Annotated in this window: 12 protein-coding genes; 3 read left to right on the top strand and 9 right to left on the bottom strand. The window is 58.8% G+C overall.

The window, feature by feature from the left end:
- Nucleotides 1–184: 184 nt before the first annotated feature.
- The 4 genes from gdhA to O4G22_RS10500 all read right to left on the bottom strand — a co-directional run bounded on the left by gdhA (nucleotide 185) and on the right by O4G22_RS10500 (nucleotide 5,906).
- A complete protein-coding gene (gene gdhA, locus O4G22_RS10515) occupies nucleotides 185–1,540 on the bottom strand; it encodes an NADP-specific glutamate dehydrogenase (RefSeq protein ID WP_094137174.1) in 1,356 nt (451 codons plus the stop codon).
- A 649-nt stretch (nucleotides 1,541–2,189) separates the two neighbouring features.
- Nucleotides 2,190–3,200, bottom strand: coding sequence for a transposase (locus O4G22_RS10510; RefSeq protein WP_102737417.1), 1,011 nt, complete (start codon nucleotides 3,198–3,200; stop codon nucleotides 2,190–2,192).
- A 445-nt stretch (nucleotides 3,201–3,645) separates the two neighbouring features.
- Nucleotides 3,646–5,436, bottom strand: coding sequence for a chloride channel protein (locus tag O4G22_RS10505; RefSeq protein WP_094137172.1), 1,791 nt, complete (start codon nucleotides 5,434–5,436; stop codon nucleotides 3,646–3,648).
- A complete protein-coding gene (locus O4G22_RS10500; RefSeq protein WP_094137171.1) occupies nucleotides 5,433–5,906 on the bottom strand; it encodes a PTS sugar transporter subunit IIA in 474 nt (157 codons plus the stop codon). The genes O4G22_RS10505 and O4G22_RS10500 overlap by 4 nt, the downstream gene beginning before the upstream one ends.
- 187 nt (nucleotides 5,907–6,093) lie before the next feature.
- On the opposite strand from O4G22_RS10500, the gene O4G22_RS10495 reads away from it, so the two are divergent.
- Both O4G22_RS10495 and O4G22_RS10490 read left to right on the top strand, forming a co-directional pair.
- The gene (locus O4G22_RS10495; protein WP_306701751.1) at nucleotides 6,094–6,633 is read left to right on the top strand and encodes a hypothetical protein; all 540 of its coding nucleotides are present in this window, start codon (nucleotides 6,094–6,096) and stop codon (nucleotides 6,631–6,633) included.
- Nucleotides 6,634–6,733: 100 nt separating this feature from the next.
- Complete coding sequence (locus tag O4G22_RS10490; RefSeq protein WP_094137169.1) at nucleotides 6,734–7,354, top strand: hypothetical protein; 621 nt, start codon at nucleotides 6,734–6,736, stop codon at nucleotides 7,352–7,354.
- A 225-nt stretch (nucleotides 7,355–7,579) separates the two neighbouring features.
- Here O4G22_RS10490 and O4G22_RS10485 read toward each other — a convergent pair whose 3' ends face one another.
- From O4G22_RS10485 to O4G22_RS10465, 5 genes are all read right to left on the bottom strand, one after another.
- On the bottom strand, nucleotides 7,580–8,338 hold the full coding sequence (locus O4G22_RS10485) for a PEP-CTERM sorting domain-containing protein (protein WP_300771245.1): 759 nt from the start codon (nucleotides 8,336–8,338) through the stop codon (nucleotides 7,580–7,582).
- Between the two features lie 648 nt (nucleotides 8,339–8,986).
- A complete protein-coding gene (locus O4G22_RS10480; protein ID WP_094137166.1) occupies nucleotides 8,987–10,420 on the bottom strand; it encodes an efflux transporter outer membrane subunit in 1,434 nt (477 codons plus the stop codon).
- Nucleotides 10,421–10,457: 37 nt separating this feature from the next.
- A complete protein-coding gene (locus tag O4G22_RS10475) occupies nucleotides 10,458–13,673 on the bottom strand; it encodes an efflux RND transporter permease subunit (RefSeq protein ID WP_094137165.1) in 3,216 nt (1,071 codons plus the stop codon).
- Nucleotides 13,674–13,736: 63 nt separating this feature from the next.
- On the bottom strand, nucleotides 13,737–14,996 hold the full coding sequence (locus O4G22_RS10470; protein WP_094137164.1) for an efflux RND transporter periplasmic adaptor subunit: 1,260 nt from the start codon (nucleotides 14,994–14,996) through the stop codon (nucleotides 13,737–13,739).
- Nucleotides 14,997–15,213: 217 nt separating this feature from the next.
- A complete protein-coding gene (locus O4G22_RS10465) occupies nucleotides 15,214–17,385 on the bottom strand; it encodes a M3 family metallopeptidase (protein WP_306701750.1) in 2,172 nt (723 codons plus the stop codon).
- 121 nt (nucleotides 17,386–17,506) lie between these two features.
- On the opposite strand from O4G22_RS10465, the gene cimA reads away from it, so the two are divergent.
- Nucleotides 17,507–19,141 carry a citramalate synthase gene (gene cimA, locus O4G22_RS10460; RefSeq protein ID WP_306701749.1) on the top strand — a complete coding sequence of 545 codons (1,635 nt, stop codon included), beginning with the start codon at nucleotides 17,507–17,509 and terminating at the stop codon, nucleotides 19,139–19,141.
- Nucleotides 19,142–19,465 lie beyond the last annotated feature (324 nt).

Here is a 19,465-nt window from a genome sequence, read left to right as displayed (position 1 = left end):
AAAAGCTCCTGAGGGTGGTTGTTCCCCATGCCGGGAGGCCTTTGAAGTTCTTCCGCCGTCATGTTTGGCCATACGGGAAAAAGGAACTTCCGGCATGGAGACGTTTCCGTAGAAAAGAGAAGCGCCGGGCGAACCCGGCGCTTCTGGTGTGTTTTACATTGGCAGCAAGTATGTCGGCCAGGGATCAGACTACCCCCTGGTCGATCATGGAATCCGCCACTTTCACGAAGCCGGCGATGTTGGCGCCGGTGACGTAGTTGGTGAAGGATTTGTCGGAGGAGTATTCCTGGGCGTGGGCCACGGCGTTTGCGTGGATGTTGGCCATGATGGTCTTCAGCTTGTGGTCCACTTCTTCACGCGTCCAGGAGAGACGCTGGCTGTTCTGGGACATTTCCAGCCCGGAGGTGGCCACCCCGCCGGCGTTGGCGGCCTTGGCCGGCCCGTACAGGATCTTGGCGGCCAGGTAAGTTTCAATGCCTTCCAGGTCCGTAGGCATGTTGGCGCCTTCCGCCACCAGGGTGCAGCCGTTCTTGATGAGGGTGCGGGCGTCTTCCCCGTTGATTTCATTCTGCGTGGCGGAGGGGAAGGCGCAGTCGCACGGAACGCTCCAGGGGCGCTGGCCTTCAAAGTACTGGGCCTTCGGGAACTGCTTCACGTATTCCGCGATGCGTCCGCGGCGCTTGTTCTTGAGTTCCATGACCCAGGCCAGTTTTTCCGGAGAAATGCCGTCCGGATCGTAAACATAGCCGTTGGAGTCGGACATCGTGACCGCCTTCGCGCCCAGTTCGTTAAGTTTTTCCACCGTGTACTGGGCTACATTGCCGGAACCGGACACCAGGCAGACCTTGCCCTGCAGGTCGTCGTTGCGGGTGGCAAGCATGTTCTGGGCGAAGTACACGCAGCCGTAGCCGGTGGCTTCCGGACGGATGAGGGAACCGCCCCAGTTCAGGCTCTTGCCGGTGAGAACGCCGGTGAATTCGTTGCGGATTCTCTTGTACTGTCCGAACAGGTAGCCGATTTCGCGGCCGCCCACGCCGATGTCCCCCGCGGGAACGTCCGTATCCGCGCCGATGTGGCGCTGAAGCTCCGTCATGAAGCTCTGGCAGAAGCGCATCACTTCATTATCGCTCTTACCCTTGGGGTCGAAGTCGGAACCGCCCTTGCCGCCGCCCATGGGGAGGGTGGTGAGGGAATTTTTGAAAACCTGTTCAAAACCCAGGAACTTCAGGATGCCGAGGTTGACGCTGGGGTGGAAGCGGAGACCGCCCTTGTACGGCCCGATGGCGCTGTTGAATTCCACACGGTACCCGCGGTTCACCTGAACCTTGCCCTGGTCATCGATCCACGGCACGCGGAACAGAATGGTTCTTTCCGGTTCCACGATCCGTTCCAGAATCGCGTGGTCTTCATACTTGGAATTCGCGGCCAAAACCGGTTCAATCGTGCTGAGCACTTCCTGAACGGCCTGGATGAATTCTTTTTCGTGGCTATGCTTGGCCTTGACCAAGTCGAGCACGCGCTGGGAATATGTCTGTGCCATCTTTTCTGTTGTTGTATTTGGGTTGACGCTTCACGCGCAGTGTTGCGCATGCGCTTTCCGTTTATCATTCCGTAGAGCGGACTGGCAATTATTTTTTTTCTGACGGTCTTTAGGGGTCAGCAGGAAAATAGAAAATATGTTCATATGTTGTGATTTGTAAACTGACCCCATTTTTGCCGACTGACGCCTTTCCGCATTACGTGTTCCGGATGCTGAAACACGGAGTTTGTCCTCGGTCATTCGGGTTCCTGTTTCCGCGGGGCGGATTTTGAATATGGTTTGGATAAAGAACGAATGAAAAAGAAGAAGTGGTCAAAAACCGCCAAGGCGGCAGATATGGAATTTTCCCAACAACAGGCTAACCCTGGTCAAGTGGACGGGGAAGGCCACGGCGGAGGTTCTTGTTTCCCTCATTGGGAGGGGGGTAAGCCGGGATTGCCGCCATGGCCGTTTTCCGTAGTTCCGGGACCGGCTGCGGCATCCCAGGAATTGCTTGGGCTGGCCTGCATGATGATGTGCCGGAGAAGGGGGCGCGCCTTGATTGCTTCCCGCTGTTTTCTTCCTGCCGCGGATCGACGGTTTCATGCCAGCCGGGTTCTTGTGGCAGGAGGAAGTTTTTTCCAGGTTTATTCCGTGGGAGGAATGGCGGTCAGGAGCTCAGGCGCTCGATCCATGCCCGCGTTTTCAAATCCGTTTCCGCCATTTTTTTTGCCCGGTGGAGCAAAGTTCCCATGGATTTGGGAATGCCCATGTGCAGCCGGTTGCTGATCCATGCATACGGTACCAGCGTGCTTTGCCTGACGGCCAGGGCGATGATGAGTTTGGACGGGTGGCTGTAGGGCGTGGCCAGCAGCTCCTCCTCCGACAGGCCGAATGCTTTCAGCCCGTTTTTGACGATGATTTCCGCCTGGTATTCCCCGATCTCCGACGCGCGCATCCCTGTCGTGACGGGCTTTCTGCGCGCCAGCCGGGGAAGTTCCCCCACCAGCCTGGCACGGAAGGCGCTGGAGCCGTAGCACCAGCCCCGCTGGACGGTGCCGGGGCCTACATGGCCGGCGGGCAGCAGGGAGCGTTCATCCATGCGTTCCGCTTCAAAACGGCCCATCAGATGGTTGAGGTACTTTTGGCGGCCGTCTTCCGTGTCGTCGCAGCCGAAGCAGACGAGGCCGCGTTCCGGATGAATCCATTTGGGCCTTTTGGCGGGAGAGTCCAGCCATGCGGGCAGGCTCGTCCATTTGCAGCCGGAAAGGAACGTGTGGCGGCGCGCCAGGCCGGACCGGGCCGGGTTCAGGTGGATGTAGTCAATGATGGTTGAAAAATAGTGAGCGTTATCCGCTTCCACCACCATGGCGTGGTATCTGCCCGCGAACAGATGCCCACGCATTCGGTGGCGCGCGTTAAAACGCTGGGTATAAGCGGTCTGGAGCCATTTCATGCCATCCACCAGATTGGCGCGCGCGGTTTGGAAAAGAATGTGGTAGTGATTGGCCATCAGGGCGTAGGCGTACACGGTCCATCCGCTTCTGCGGGACGCCTCCTGAAAAGTCCGCAGAAAAATTTCCCTGTCTTCGTCATCCAGGTAAATGGCGTCTCCGCGGTTGCCCTCGCTCTGCACGTGATAGACTGCTCCGGGGTATTCTATTCTCAGGGTACGGCTCATGCCGGAAGCGTACCGGAAAAGGTCTGAAATGCAAGTTTGTTGTTATTTTTAACCTGACCCCTATTGTAAAAAAAGAGGAGGAAAAAAATGCTCTTCCCGGCTCGTCCGCGTTTTCCGGAGGAAGCAAATTTTGCCGGAGGGGCTCCGGGCAGAGGCCCTCGGAAGAAGCCGGATTCACTTTTCGCAATGGCGGCAGGGCGCTTGTGCCGGAGAAATCATGCCTCTGCCCCGTGTTTTTCATGAAGGGAACCCCAAATACGCCGTTCCCCGGATGCCATGCCCGGATAAGGCGTGAAAGGAAAGCGGGACGCCGCCGGAGTTGGAGAAAGGGGAAATATCTTTTGACCGGGCAGGGGGGCTTGAACAGGCATTTCCCGTAATTTGAGGGAAGGAGCGGCGTTTTTTCCAGTATTTCAACGGATATAATGTAGAAAGGCCGCCCCCCTTATTGCAGCTTTTCCCTGCGCATGATCTCGGAGAGCACCAGATAGAGGTCCGTCTTGTTGACCACGCCCAGCAGAAGGTCGTTGTTCGGGTTCACGAGGGCCAGGGATTCCGCGCAGTGGGGGCGGGAGAAAATGCCCAGCGCTTCCGGAAGGTGCATGTCCGCAGGAAGCGTAGGCATGTCGCTGCGCAGCACATCCATGGCCAGTACGGCCTGGGCCAGCTCCTTGTTGCGGGCAAAGGCCGCCACGTCTTCCGCCACCACGCTGCCCAGGTATTTGCCGGCCGGGGATGTGACGAAGATGGGCTGGGCCGGATTTTTGATGAGCATGGCGGCAATGGTGCCGAATTTGTCCAGGGGATGCACCACGGGCGGGTTCTTGCGCGCTACATCCTGAAGCTGCACCTGGGCCAGGGGTTTGTCAAAGGTGCTTCTGGGGCCGAAGGCCAGGGAATCATGGTACATGGACTGGGCCCTGGTGAGCCTGGCCATTCCGTAGGAAACCAGCACGCCGATAATGAGGGGGAACATCATCTGCCCGGCCATGGTGAATTCCACCACCAGCACCAGAGAGGTGATCGGGGCATTGGCGGCTGTCGTGAAAAAGGCGGCCATGCCCACCAGGGAATAGGCGATGGCATGGTCACCGGGCACGCCCAGCTGGGTAAGAGCCGCGCTGAACAGGAAGCCGCAGACGCTCCCGATAGTCAGGCTGGGCGTCAGGGCGCCCCCCACGGTTCCCACGCCGAAAACGATGGCGACGGTGAATATTTTCAGGAACAGCAGGACAGCGGCTCTCGCGGCGTCAAATTCATAATTAATGAGGGAAGTGATGATATTTTTGCCGTTCCCTACGATTTCCGGGTAAAAGATGGCGATGACGCCCACCAGCACGCCCGCCGCCGTCAGGCGCACGGGCAGCCACTGGCGCTTGCCGTTCAGGTATTGGCGCGATTTTTTGAGGATGAGGAGCCAGAAACTGGCGACCAGCGAGGCCAGGGCTCCCAGCAGCACGCACCAGAGCACATGCTGGTTGCCCGCCAGGGAGACTTCCTGCTGGAGCTGGTAGATGGGGGCGGGTTCATGGAACAGGCCCATGGTGAAATAGCCCGCGCAGCTGGCCACGAGCAGGGGAGCCAGAAAATCAATGGTCAGCGCGCCCAGAACGATTTCACTTACGAACAGGCCGCCCGCCAGGGGCGTATGGAAGGCGGAGGACATGCCGGAGGCGGCGGCGCAGGCCACCACCAGGCGCAGGCGGGGCGCGGAGAGGTGAAAGAAACGCCCCAGGGCGGAACCCGCTACGGCGGCAGCCTGCACCAGCGGGCCTTCACGGCCGATGGAGGCGCCGGAACCTACGGAGAAAACAGCGGACAGGGAACGCAGAAGGCTGGGCTTGGGAGGCACGTATCCGTTGCCCAGCGCCACGGCTTCCATGTATTCCGTTGCCTTGGCCGGCACAAAACGGTGGGTGAAAAGGAGCGTAAGACCCGCTAAAAGGCCGCCCGCCGCCGGGACGAAGATGCACCAGGCCGGGTCCTGGCCGGCCATTTCCTGAAAGACCTGAATTTGCCTGTAGCTGGTCCGCCCCGTCAGGACGTCCTGCACCAGTTCCACGCCCATTTCAAAGACAAGGGCCATCAGGGCGCCCAGCGCGCCGACGACGACCGCCCAGATGAAGATGACCTGCTTGTCTCCCAGCTTGACTTTTTCACGCAGGCTCAGCGCCATGCGCAGCCATGACCAGGAAAGATGCGTCTTCTCCGCAGGCTGGTTTTTCTTGTCCGTCATTGCAGGGCTTGTTGAAGGGACGCCAGGAGGCCGGCTTCATCTCCCGTCCATTCCCCGTTGGGGCCCAGGGGGGCGTTTTTATGCCACCGCAACAATTTCTGCATGGTGGTCAGGTAGCCGGTCACCATGGAGGCGGGAACGCCCAGCATCACAATGAGGTGCGCGCTGCGGGAATCGTCCGGCCAGAGGACGCCCTCAGGGCTGATGCCTACGGTGACCTGCATGGAATCCAGCGCGCTGGTGCGTCCGTGAGGGACGGCCAGGCCGTGGTCCAGATAAGTGGTCTGCGTTTCCTCGCGCAGAAGAACCGCATTCCTGATGTGCCTTAGCTGTCGGTCGTCAAGGACTTCCGACATGGAATCCGTCAGGGCTTCCAGAGCCTGTGCCTGAGTGGTTGAGGGCTGGAACGTGCGTACGTGAATTTGAAGATTGTCTGCCACCGGGTCTTCAGAAAGCTTTTGGTTTCTCATTCTATGAAGGGAACTATGATTATCAAGGAAATTCTGGCCTGCATGCGGGGAAGGAGGCTTTCCCCCGTGAACGGAGGCGGGAAAAAGGGGCCGGAAACCTTTCCGGAGGGGCTTTTTTGACACAATAGCGGCGGAAGAACCCTCTTTTAGGCTTTTTCTCCGGCGGGAATAAAGCTACCCTGCCGCCATGATGCAGGATTCAGAGGTCATCAAACTCGTCAAGCCCGTACCTTCCGACCGCCTGGCAACGCAGGTGCTGGTGGCATGGTACCATGCGGTGCGTTCCAGGTGGAAGAAGCCTCTGGATCTGGCCATTACGGCCTTTTTTATGTTGATGACGCTGTATTCCTTTTCCCTGCGGCCTCTGCCCTTATTCGCCTGGCTGTCCCTGGCCGGGGCGCTGATGGCGATTATCCTGTCCTGGTTTTACGTTCCCTTCCTGGCAAAGGCCGCTCTGGCCGCCAACAAAAAAGTGCCCATGTACCATCAGGAAAAGGATTACGTTTTCCATGAGGACTACCTGACGTTCTCCAGCAAGGGCGTAGATCCCATGAATATTCCCTACGACCGTTTTTCCACGTTGTGCAGGACGCGCCACGCGCTGCTGTTCCTGTTCGGCAAGAAGCTGGTGCTGTGGCTGCCGCTCCATCTCATGAATGCGGAACAGCTGGAAAGCATCATGCGCAGGTTCCGGAACCATGGCGTGGAAGTGCGGGATATTTCCTGATGCGGAGGGGCGGCCTGCGCGTTCCTGGAAGGAAAGGGCGAATTTGCCGTTTCAGCGCCTTTTTTGTTGAGCGCGGGAGGAAAACGGGTAGGGTGTCTCCATGTCACGTTACCATGGAGAACAGGTTCTGGTGGTTCCCCGCGCCGCCTTTGAGGAGGCGGGCTATTTCCAGGGACACCGGAAAGGCGGGGATCATTATCTGAATGCGTTCATGAAGCCGGGCGTCGCCTCCTTCATGGACCGGGAGGCCGCGGAAAACGATCCTTCCCACAAGCAGATCATCGCCTATGCCATTTTCTGCCACAGGGGCCGCATTCTGCATTACACGCGCGGAGGTTCCGGCGGCGAGGCCCGCCTGCATGACAAGGGGTCCATCGGCATCGGAGGCCATATCAATCCGGTGGACCGCCAATCCGGCCATGACGACGTGTCCACCTATCTGGCCGGAGTGGAGCGCGAAATCCGCGAGGAACTGGTTATTGACGGGAGCTGCACCCAGCGGGTGCTCGGCGTGATTAATGACGATACCAATGAGGTGGGGGCCGTGCATCTGGGCATTGTCCACCTGTTTGAGCTGGATACGGACCGTGTGCGCGCGAATGAAGCGGCCCTGGCCAATCTCCGTTTCGTGTCTCCGGAGGAACTGTCCGGGGAAATGTTTGAGAAACTGGAGACCTGGTCCCAGCTTGCGTTGGAATTGTTTAAAAGAAGGGAAGACTGAAAAAACGCTCCTTGAGCGGCGTTACCGTTTTTTCTTTAATAGAAAAGCCCCCGCAGGCGTTATGCCGCGGGGCTTCTTTGTTCCATCAGGGCCTGAAGAAAACGAAGGGCCGTTGATGAAATATTTTTTCCGTGCCGCTCCTGAATGCATCCAGACAGGCCGGCTCCGGGGAAAGCGCGTTCTTCGGGAATAATCGCGCGGCCCGTCTGGCGGGCGGACGAAAGTTTAAGCCCTGCGGCGGCGCATCAGCAGGATGCCCAGGCCCAGCAGGCCGAGAGAGGCCGCAGCCGGTTCCGGAACGGCGCTCAGGGCGTATGCCTTCATCTGCTCTTCTGTCAAAACCGCCGTGTACAGATCAAAATTGTTCAGGGTATATTCCCCCGTGATTCCATTCGGGACGGACCATGTGTTTCCGGTGGTGTCTTTGGCGGAGAAATTGATCTGAGTCATGTTCTGGTTGCTGAAAGCGGCTGAGCTGCTGAGGTCTCCCAGCGTGGTCAGTGTGGACGTGTCGTCCCCCAGCATGGCGGAGATGGAAACATTTCCCCTGTTGAATGTGTAAAACAGGGTCAGGGGGGTGCTGGCGGAATAACCGGAAAACGTTTGCGTTTTCCAGGGGGAGGAGGCAGCTGGATTTCCGCCATAAGCAAAACCTCCGGCGCAAAGAGTGAGATTGCCGGACTCCGTAAGCTGAAATCCCAGACCTTCCAGATTTTTGTAAGAGCCGGTGTTGTAGGTAAACAGCAACCCTACATCTGAATTTGAAGTGGCTCCCAGCCCGGAAATGGTGAATGCCATCGTCCAGCTGTATGCGTTGTTTAAGCTAATAGTTGTGGGGGATGACACAGACAGTGTATCGCCGGAGGTTCCGTTATAAACGGTGGTTGCTTTTGAATAAGCCGCGTCCAGACCGTCGATGGAAGCCCCGAAGGACAGGCTGCCTCCTATGGCGGCGATCAGGAGAGCAAGATATTTAGTCTTCATGTGAGTGATTACAACAGTTGCTAAAAATGTTTCCGCGTAAGAAACTTCCGTTTTTTATCGGATTTCTAATCCGTTTGCGGCGTCCGATCTTTCCAACAGAGGTAAAGTTCGAAAAATCATGGCAAAAGAAATGAACCAGGAAAAGACCAGAACCACAAAACCACACTGAAAATCAATGCATTATATCAAATAACACATTGATCGTCAATATTTTTAATTGTTGGCGGATTAGAAATCCGGCGGGAGGTGGAACATCAACTGTCAAAACAGGAGATGGCTTGTCTTATTGTAAACGGCAGAATATCGGAATCAACGACCATTAATTCCTGAACAACGCGATGGAATTGTTCTGCGGCCCGTTGACCGAGAATGAACGGGAATCGGGTCAATTTCAACATGGCCTCCGTTTCCACGGGGAAAAAGGAGAAGGAGCGGTTGAGGGCCTTGCGCTTTCCGGATGCGGGGCGGAACAGGAAAAGAGCTCCTCTGTTGGGAATTCCCGTCCCGTGGTTCCTGCAACCGGGACGGAGAAGGCGGTTGAAGAGCCGCCGTTTTTCCCGGGACGGAAAACAAACCCTCCGGCAAGCTGTGCTTGCCGGAGGGAGAAAAAACAGTCAGGTATATTGCCTGTTGTCAGGGGAAGCGCCTTTATCGCCCGGAAGGGCCATCCATGATAGCCTTGTGGCTCATGTTCCAGCCGCCGCCCAGGGCCGTGTACAGGGAAACCAGCGTGCTGGCGTGCTGGTAATAGTACTGGGAAAGCTGAATCTGCGCGGGGTAGAGGTTCTGCTGGGCGTACAGGACTTCAATGTAGTTGGAAAGGCCTGTGCGGTAGCGCTCAAAGGAGAGTTTTACCGCCGTGTGGTAGGCTTCCACGGCCTCGGACTGGGTGGCGGTGATGCTCCGCAGCTTGTCCCTCTGGATGAGCGTGCTGGAGACTTCCGCCAGGGCGTTGAGAACCGTTTGCTCATAGTCGTTGCTGGCCGCCAGGAATTCCGCCTTGGCCGCTTTTTCGGAGGCCGTCAGCTTGCCCGCCTGGAAGAGGGGGCCGGTCAGATTGGTTCCCAGGCCCCAGCCGCCGCGGCGTCCCTGCACGTGGCGCAGGTCTGCGGAGGCGAGACCGCCCGCCGCCGTCAGGGAGATGGTCGGGAAGTAGTTGGCAATGGCTACGCCCACCTCGGCATTGGCGGCGCGCAGCTTGTATTCGCTCTGGCGGACGTCGGGCCTTCTGGAAAGGATGTAGGCCGGAATGCCGGCGGGAACCTTAACGTTATAGGCGATGTCCCGGGTGCTGCCGGAACGGCGGATATGGCCGGGAGCGCGTCCGGCCAGGACGGAGACCGCGTTTTCCAAATTGGCGATTTGCACCTGAATGGCGGGAATCTGGGCCTGGGAGGAAGCCAGGGCCGCCTTGGCGGAAGCCACCTGGAGCCTGTCGCCCACCTGGCCTTCGAGCTGTTCGTCAAACAGGCGCAGGCTTTCGGAATAGGATTCCACGGATTTCTGCACGATGGCAAGCTGTTCGTCCAGCTGGAGGAGCTGGAGGTAGGAGTCCGCCACCTGGCGGAGCAGGGAAAGCATAAGCGCGCGCTGTCCTTCTTCGGAAGCCAGGTAGTCTGCGCGGGCAGCTTCCGTCATCCGGCGCGTTTTGCCCCAGATATCCAGTTCCCAGGAAATGCCGGCGTCAATCGCCCCTGGCGTCAGTGTGTTTCCGGTAGTCTGGACGATGCCGCCTCCGGTATAGTTGGAGCCTTTGCTGACGGAGCCGGAATAATCCGCCCACGGGAAGAGCGGGGCCTCCGTAATGGTGATGTACTGGCGTGCCTTTTCCACGCGCGCCATGGCGGCTTTCAAGTCGCGGTTATTGTTGTAGGTGTCCGTCAGGAGGTCCTGAAGGTCCTTGTTTTTGAAGACTTTCCACCAGGGCAGGTCCGCAATGGATTCCGTCGCCGCGGGGGCTCCCCTGAATGCCGCGGGCATGGGCATGTCCACCGGTTTGAAGTCGGGGCCCATCATGCAGGAGGAAGCGGCAAAAGCCGTTCCCAGAAGGATGGCGCGTGTGATGTATGGGTTTCTTCGCATATGCGTTGAGTCTGTTTTCAGATGGTTGCAAAGGGGGTTACCCTTTTAATGATTCATGGGCTTCGTGGAACAGATGCTTGCGGGCGATGATTTCATCCGGGTCTTCCGTTTCCACCGTCTTACGGGCGACGCGGACGCGGAAGAGTTTCATGATGAAATAGAAGGAGCACGGAATCAGGAAAATGCCCACGACCGTCGCCATTGTCATCCCGGCAATGACCACGATTCCGATGATATTGCGGGAATAAGCGCCGGAACCGGAGGCCAGCGCCAGCGGGACGCAGCCCAGAATGAAAGCGAAGGAAGTCATCAGGATGGGGCGCAGGCGGATTCTGGCGGCGGAAAGCGTGGCTTCCATCAGCGTTTTGCCGCGTTCCATTTCAATGACGGCGAATTCCACGATCAGAATGGCATTCTTGGCCGCCAGGCCGATGAGCATCACCAGGCCGATTTGCGCGTACAGGTTCAATTCATAACCGAACCAGTACAGGCCCAGGAACGCGCCGAGGGCCGCGATGGGCACCGTCATGAAAATGCTGAGGGGCAGGGACCACCGTTCATACAGGGCCGCCAGGATCAGGAAAACGAAGACGGAGGAGAGCAGGAAAATCTGCACGATGCCGATGCCGTTCTGGATTTTTTCTTCCTGATAGCTCATGTCCGCGTAGCTGTAGCCCATGTCGGAAGGCATGCTGGCTTCAAAGGTTTTTTCCAGCGCCTCCATGGCCTGGGAGTTGGAGTAGCCCCGGGCGGGCGTGACCATGAGTTTGGAGGAATTATACAGGTTCTGGCGCAGCAGGAATTCCGGCCCCGTGATATCCGTGATTTTCACGAGGGTGGAGAGGGGGACGGAACTGCCCGTGTTATTCTTCACGTAGAAGTTCTTGAGCATGTCCGTTCCCGTGCGGTCGCTGCCCTGAGCCTGGATGTACACCTGCCACTGCTGGCCGTAAAGGGTGATGTAGTTGATGAACAGGGACCCCATGTAGGCCTGGAGCAGGCTGTTGGCTTCACTGATGCTGACGCCCAGTGTGGCGCATTTTTCTTCATCCAGCCGCACATCCTTCTGTTCCACGGCGAAGGACATCACGCTGCGCACGCCGCCGTTGTTGTTCGGGTCGAATATCGGAAGCTTGTTCGCTTCCTTCACAAAGATGTCCGTCTGTTCCGCCAGGTATTCCGTGCCCTTGCCGTCGCGGTCTTCCAGCATGAAGGTGACGCCGTTGGCGGAACCTACCCCCGCAATGGCCGGAGGCTGGAAGCACATGGTGACCCCTTCGGAAATTTTCGTGGTCAGCAGGGCGTTCAGCTGGGCGGTGACCGCCAGGGCGCTCTGGTCCGGATTAGGGCGTTCCTCCCAGGGCTTGAGCATGACGAAGAAGAAAGCGTTGTTCGTGCTCTGCACGCCCGTCAGCAGGCTGAAGCCGGAAATGGCAATCACGTCTTTCACGTTCGGATTCTGGCGGATGAGTTCGGAGACCTTGTCCGCGGCGGCCGTGGTCAGCTGGAGGGAGCGGGCCTCCGGCATAATCAGGGCCGCGAACAGGTAGCCCTGGTCTTCATCCGGCAGGAAGCCATTGGGGATTTTCTTGGCTACGGGGACAATCGCGTAGGCGATCAGGGCCAGCAGCGGAATGGAGATGATGAGCTTGCGGGTCAGGAAGTGGCACACTTTGGTGTAGCCGCTGGCCGTGGCGTCATAACCGCGGTTGAAAATGCGGTAGAAGAATTTCAGCGGGCCTCCCTTGGACGGGTCCTTGGGTTTGAGCAGAATGGCGGACAGAGCCGGGGAGAGCGTCAGCGCGTTGAACGCGGAAATGAGCATGGAAATGGCGATGGTCACGGCAAACTGCTGGAACAGCGTGCCCGTAATGCCCGGCAGCAGCAGGGAGGGCAGGAACACCGCCGCCAGCACCAGGGCGATGGCGATGACGGGCCCGGATACTTCCTCCATGGCGGCGAAGGCCGCCTGGCGGGGCGTAAGGCCGCGCTCCATGTGGGATTCCACGGCTTCCACCACCACGATGGCGTCATCCACCACCAGGCCGATGGCCAGCACCATGCCCATGAGGCAGATGGTGTTCAACGTGAAGCCCAGAAGAGGGAACAGCGCGAAGGTGGCGATGATGGAAACCGGAACGGCGATGGCCGGAATCAGCGTGGCGCGCCAGCCTTGCAGGAAGACGAACACCACCAGAACCACCAGCAGGAGGGCTTCCACCAGCGTGTGCTCGATTTCCTCAATGGAGGCGCGCACGGCCAGCGTGGTGTCCAGCGTCAGGTTGTACTCCATTCCGGCGGGGAAGCTGCGGGAGCGGTCCTCAAAAAGCTTGACCAGAGCGTCCACCGTGTTGATGGCGTTGGAGCCGGGAGCGGCATACACGGCGATGGCGCCGGAATCCCTGCCGTTGTATTTGCTGGATACGTTGTAAGTCTGGGAGCCCAGCTCCACCTTGGCGATGTCTTTCAGGTAAAGGAGCTTGTTCCCCTCCGCACGGATGATGATGTTGCCGAATTCCTCAGCCGTCTGAAGGCGCCCCTTGGTCTGGATGCTGTAGGTGAATTCCGTTCCGGGAGGGGCCGGCTCCGCGCCGATCTGGCCGCCGGGAATCACGGTGTTCTGCGCCTGGATGGCGGACTGGACTTCTCCCACGGAGATGTTCTGGGCGGCCATTTTGGTGGTGTCCAGCCAGATGCGCATGGCGTAGCGGCCCGCGCCGAACACCTGCACGTCGCCCACGCCGGGAACGCGTTTCACGGGGTCCACCAGGCTCACGTAGGCGTAGTTGCTCAGGAAGATGGCGTTCAGGCTGTCGTCCGGAGAATACAGGTTGACCACGGCCAGCGGGCTGCCCGTGGACTGCGTGATGGTGATGCCCATCTGAGAGACTTCCGCGGGAATCTGGGCGGTGGCCTGCCCGTAGCGCATGTAGGCCAGCGTCTGGTCCATGTTGGGGTCCGTGCCGACTTCAAAGACGATGCTCAGGGAGCAGATGCCGTTGTTGGCGTTGGTGGAAGTCATGTAATCCATCCCCACGACGCCGGAAATGGACTGCTCAATGGGGGAGGCTACGGAATTGGCCACCGTCTCCGCATTCGCGCCCGGGTAGGTCGCCTGCATCTTGATGGTGGGCGGGACGATGTTGGGATACTGCTCAATGGGGAGCCCCATCAGGGACAGGCCGCCGAGCAGGATCATCACGATCGAGATGACGATGGCGATGGTCGGGTGTTTGATGAAGAAGCTGGACATGGCGTTAAATCATGAAAATGCGCGGGGAAAAAGGGAAGATGCCGGGTCTCCGGAGAAGGGAGGTTATTTGGCGGAAGGCTGGGCTTCTCCATCCTTCATGCCTTCCGGCGTTTTGGCCTTTTCAAAGGACTGGGCCCCTATGGAGGGCATGACGGGCTGGGAAACTACGGGCTTGTAGGGAAGCGGCTTGACGGGGGCGTGCCCCTGAACCTTGGCCGCCTGCATGATTCCCTCCACCACGATGGGGCTGTCCTTCGTGAAGGTGGAATGCGGCATGGGAATGACGTTGATTACCTGCATGCCGTCAACGACGGGGCCGAGGTTGACGACCTGCATGTGGGGAATGTTCTTGTCATCCAGATAAATGATGAATTTGGCGCTCTGGGCGGACAGAATGGCGCGCGGAGGCACCAGCGCGGCGTTTTCCAGCGTTTTCACCGTGGCGCGGACGCGGACGAACATGCCGGGCCGCAGCGTCAGGTTCGGATTGGGAATGTGCCCGACGATGTTGATGGTGCCGGTCTGGGCATCCACATTCCTGTCAATGGCTACGGGTTCGCCCTGCATGGGGTATTCCGTGCCGTTGGCCAGAATCACGTCAAACTTGATGTGCTTCTGACTGGCCAGATTATTGTCCATGGAGTTCAGGAAGTCCCGTTCGCTCACGGAGAAATCCACCCGGATGGGGTCAATGGAGGAAATGGTGGTCAGCGGCGTGGGGCTGGAGGGCGTCAGCAGGTTGCCGATGGAAGGGGTGGCCAGGCCGGCCAGGCCGGAAATGGGGGCTGTAATGGTGGTGAATTTAAGATTGATCCTGGCTTCGTCCACCTGGGCCTTTGCCGTGGCGATGGCGGCTTCCGTCTCCTGGACCTGCTGCAGGGCGTCGTCCAGCTGTTTGCGGCTGACGGAGCCGGTCTTCACCAGCGGGGTGTAGCGTTCCACGTCCAGTTTGTATTTTTTCAGCGTGGCTTCATATTGTTCCAATCTTCCCTGGGCCTGGTCCAGCGTTGCCTGGAACGGGCGGGGATCAATCTGGAAAAGCACCTGGCCCTTCTTGACATAAGCTCCGTCCCGGTAATCCTTGGAAAGAAGGTATCCCGTCACCTGGGAGCGGATTTCGGCATCTTCCGTGCCGCGCAGGGTGCCCACCCATTCCTGCCTGATGGGAACATCCTTCGTGACCAGTTTGGTCACCTGCACTTCGGGAACGAGCGCCGGCGCCTGGGCGGCGGAATCCTTTTCCCCGTCACAGGAAGTTAGCATGATCACCGGGGAGCAAAGGAGCAGGGTTGTTGCGGCAAACGTCAAAGGCTTGTTGTACATAAATGAATGCGGTTGGTTGCGGCTGGTGCCGGAAGGTGCGGCAAAGCGGAAGAATTTTCTCTTCTTTTTCTTACAAAGTCAACGCAAAGATGTGTTCTGAATTTTGCAAAATGTCTGTAACCTTTGCATAATGAAAGGATAATTTAATTAAACAAATGTATAATATGTGGCTTGCGCCTGTGCCGTCCGGAAGCGGCGGCCTGAGGCTTTTTTGATTTCAGGATGCCAGCCGCCTCTTGCGGAGCATGGCGTCCATGCGCGGTTTTCTGCCCATGAAATCCATGAACTGCCGCATGGGCGGCACCGCGTATCCTTTTTCCAGAATGGTTTCCCGGAATTTTCCTGCCGTTTCCCTGTCCGGTCCTCCGGCCCGTTCAAAGGCTTCGAAAATATCCTTGTCCAGAACTTCAGCCCATTGGTAGGAGAAGTAAAAGGAGGCATAGCCCGAAGGGGAGGAAAACAAATGGCGCGCCGTGCGCAGCTTGCCGGCTCTTTTGAAATTTTTGAAATAGTCCATGTCTCCCGCTACGGCGGAATCCACATCATCTAGAGAACCGGAGGAGAAACGTTCCGGTGCCGCATGGACGGCCAGGTCCATCTTGGCGTACAGGAGCTGCCCGGCCAGCGCGAGGGCTGGCGTATTGCCTCGGGAGGCGTCCAGAGAGCGCAGCATCTCCTCCGGAATGGGGAGGCCCGTTTGTTCATGCCGGGCGAAGCTTTTCAGCACGTCCGGACGCCAGCACCAGTTTTCCATGAACTGGGAGGGGACTTCCACAAAATCCCGCGGCACGCTGGTTCCCGCCAGGGAGGAGATGGCAACCCTGGTAAACATCAGGTGCAGCAAATGACCGAATTCATGGAATAAAGTCCTGACTTCCCGGTGGGTCAGCGTCACCGCGTGTCCTGCCGCGGGCGGGTGAATATTGAGACAGACCATGCCCAGGCGCGGCTTTCCCGGGGTCTCCGGCGTGGACGGGCTGCCCGTGTCCAGGGTATTCATCCACGCTCCGGCCCGTTTATTGTTACGGGAGAAAAGATCCAGATAAAAGGAGCCCAGGCGGTTGCCGTTGCCGTCGTCAATCGTGAAAAAGCGCACGTCCGGATGCCAGACCTCTACGGCTCCGGCGGATTTGTCTGCCGGGATGCCGGATAAGGCCTGCCGTGCCGGAACTTCCGCTACGCGGATGCCGTACAACCGTTCCGCCAGGGAAAACAGGCCGTCCAGAACGCGGGGAAGGGGAAAGTAGCGGCGCAGCTCCTCCTGGTCCAGCCGGAAACGTTCTTCCGCCTGGAGATTGGCGTAATAGGCCACGTCCCAGGGATTCAGGCGGGCTTTTTCCTGCCCCGTGCGCCGGGCCTTCAGGCGGCGGAGAGTTTCCATTTCACGGAAAAAGGGGGCCCTGATCTTGTCCAGCAGCTCATTGACGAACTTCATGGCATGTTCCCCGTTTCCCGCCATGCTCTCGCGCAGGGCGTAATCCGGGTACGCCTTATATCCGCATAAATGCGCCTTTTCACGGCGCAGGGAAAGGATTTTCCTGATGACGGGTTCCGTGTCGCATGCTCCCGTGGCCAGAGACTGGTGGTGTTCCCATAAATCCTTCCGGCATTCTTCCCTCCGGGCTTTTTCCATGACCCGGGCGGAAGCCGCGGAATCCAGCGTAAACGTCCAGCCCGGATCGGACTGGCCGGGATGACGCCTCAGGAACTCCTCACGCGCCTGTTGCAGGGCGCCTCCGTCTATTCCCTCCAGAAGGGCGGCGTTCCGCACCGTCCAGGTCCAGGATTTCCTGGCGTCCATGTACAAATTGTTGAAACGCTGGGAGGCGAGCGTCAGTTCCCTGTCAATGGCCTCAAGCCGTGCGCGCTTGTCCGGCGGCAGATCCGCGCCGTTGTCCCGGAAGCTCTGCATGCTTAGTTCCATATACCGTTTCTGTTCGGGGCTCAGATGAGTCTGCCGCAGGCGTTCCTCCGCGGTTTTCAGGACTTTCCACAGGGCCTGGTCTTTCGTGACGGAGGAAAGGAAGGCGGACACGCGGGGAGCCACGGAATCCATGGCCTTGCGCAGTTCCGCGCTGTCGCACAGGCTTTTCAGGACATAGGCCTTGCACATGCCTTCCGTAAGGAGGTCATTGCTTTTCTCCAGCGCTCCGAACGTATTTTCATACGTCATTTCCTCCGGACGGAGGCGGCTGATTTCCTCTACGGAGGCCCGGGTGCGGCGCATGGCTTCCTGAATATCCGGTTCCAGCTTGTCCGGAGTCAGCCGGCTCCAGCGGATGGGACGCCCCTTGTCCAGGAAAGGGTGGGCGGAAGAGGCCGCCGGGGAGGGGAGGGCCATGGAGAAAAAGAGGAAAAGGAGGTAGAAATACTGCCTGGGTAAACGCATGGCGGCCATCCTACCGGAAGCCGTTTTTCTCTTCAAGCCTTGCGCTTTTCGTGTCTGCATCCGCGGAAAAGCCGGGCCCCGGTCTTGAACGGTTCCCGGTTTGCATGTATGAACCAGAGGAATGTCCACCAAAATCTTTCTCTATGATACCACGCTGCGGGACGGCGCGCAGAGTGAAGACGTCAACCTGAGCGCGACGGACAAGGTCCGCATCGCCCGCCAGCTGGATTATCTGGGCATGGACTACATTGAGGGCGGCTGGCCCGGCGCCAATCCGGTGGAAACGGAATTTTTCAACGCCATGAGAGGCGTCGAACTAAGGAATGCAAAACTGGCCGCCTTTGGAAGCACGCACCATCCTTCCCATACCCCGGAGACGGATCCCACGCTGAATGCCCTGGTATCCAGCGGCGCGCGGGTAGCCGCGGTCTTTGGGAAATCCTGCCCCCGCCATGTGGAAGTGGCCCTGGGCATTTCCCGGGAACGCAATCTGGAAATCATCGGCAATTCCATCTCCTTCCTTAAAAAAAATATGGAAGAAGCCTTTTTTGACGCGGAACACTTTTTTGACGGCTTCAAGCGGGATCCGGAATACGCCCTGGCTGTGCTCTGTACGGCCCGGGAACATGGCGCGGACTGCCTGGTGCTGTGCGATACCAACGGAGGCACCATGCCGGAGGAAATCAGCTCCATTATCCGGACGGTCAGGGAACGCCTGCCTTTCGCCCCCCTGGGCATCCACGCCCACAATGACTGCGAACTGGCCGTCGCCAACAGCCTGGCCGCGGTAAACAGCGGAGCCATCCAGGTGCAGGGGACCGTCAACGGCATCGGGGAGCGTTGCGGAAACGCCAATCTTTGTTCCGTCATTCCCAACCTCCAGGTGAAGATGAAAGGCTTTTCCTGCCTCAGCGGAGCCTCCCTGACGCGGCTCAAATCCACTGCCGCCTTTGTCTCGGAAGTATCCAACCTGGCGCCCTTCCGGCGGCAGCCTTTCGTGGGGAACGCCGCGTTCGCCCACAAGGGCGGGGTGCATGTCAGCGCGATCATGAAGGAGTCCGCTCTGTACGAGCACATCGACCCTTCCCTGGTGGGGAACGCCCAGCGCGTGCTGATGACGGAGCAGGGCGGCAGAAGCAACATTCTTTCCCTGTCCCGCACCCTGGGCTTTGAACTGGAAAAGGGAGACCCCCTTCTGGACGTGCTTTCCGCCGCCGTGAAGAAGAATGCCGCGCTGGGGTATGACTACGTGGCCGCCCCGGCCAGCGCGGAGCTGCTCTTCCTGCGGCACATGCCGGACAGCGCCCTGAAACCGTATTTCAACATCCTGCGCACCGTGGTGCTGACCTCCCGCCATGAAATGGACCCGGACATGATGGTGGAAGCCTCCCTCAAGCTGGACGTCCACGGAAAGGTGGAGCACACCGCCGCCGGGGGCTTTGGCCCCGTGCATGCGCTGGACAGGGCCCTGCGCCGCGCCCTGACGCGCTGGTATCCGGAATTGGAGCAGATGCACCTCATCGACTACAAGGTGCGCGTGCTTTCCCCTACCCGGACGAACATCCCGGATGCGGAGGATGAAAACGGCACCGGCTCCAATGTCCGCGTGCTTATTGAGTCCTCGGACGGCGTCGCCACCTGGACGACCGTGGGCGTTTCCTACAACATTATTGAGGCCAGCCTGGAAGCCCTGGCGGATGCCGTCACGTACAAGCTCTATAAGACGGAGCAGGCCAGATGGCGTGCGGAATGCTGACGGGCGGCGCTCCTTTCCGGGAGGCATGGGCGGCCCTTATGGCTTTTCCTTTTCTTCCCGTTCCTCTGCGTGGGAGGGCGACAGCTGAAGAGCAAAATCCCCCCTGCCGGTTGGCTGGTCCAGGATGGGAAGGGAAATGATCAACGAGTGCTGTGAACAGGCCCGGACGGCGGCTGTTTTTTTGAGCCGGGTTATGTTTTCCTGTGCCTCATTCTTTTTGGCCGGTCACGTTGCCGCGGTTAACGCGCGGAGCGCCGGTTTTCAACCAAGTGTTGCCCAGAAAACGGATGCGGAAACCCTGCCGGGCAAATAACGGTTTTTCCA

Origin of the sequence: Akkermansia muciniphila (assembly GCF_030848305.1) — a bacterium.
GTDB lineage: Bacteria > Verrucomicrobiota > Verrucomicrobiia > Verrucomicrobiales > Akkermansiaceae > Akkermansia > Akkermansia muciniphila_A.
This window is presented reverse-complemented; position numbering and strand designations above follow the sequence as displayed.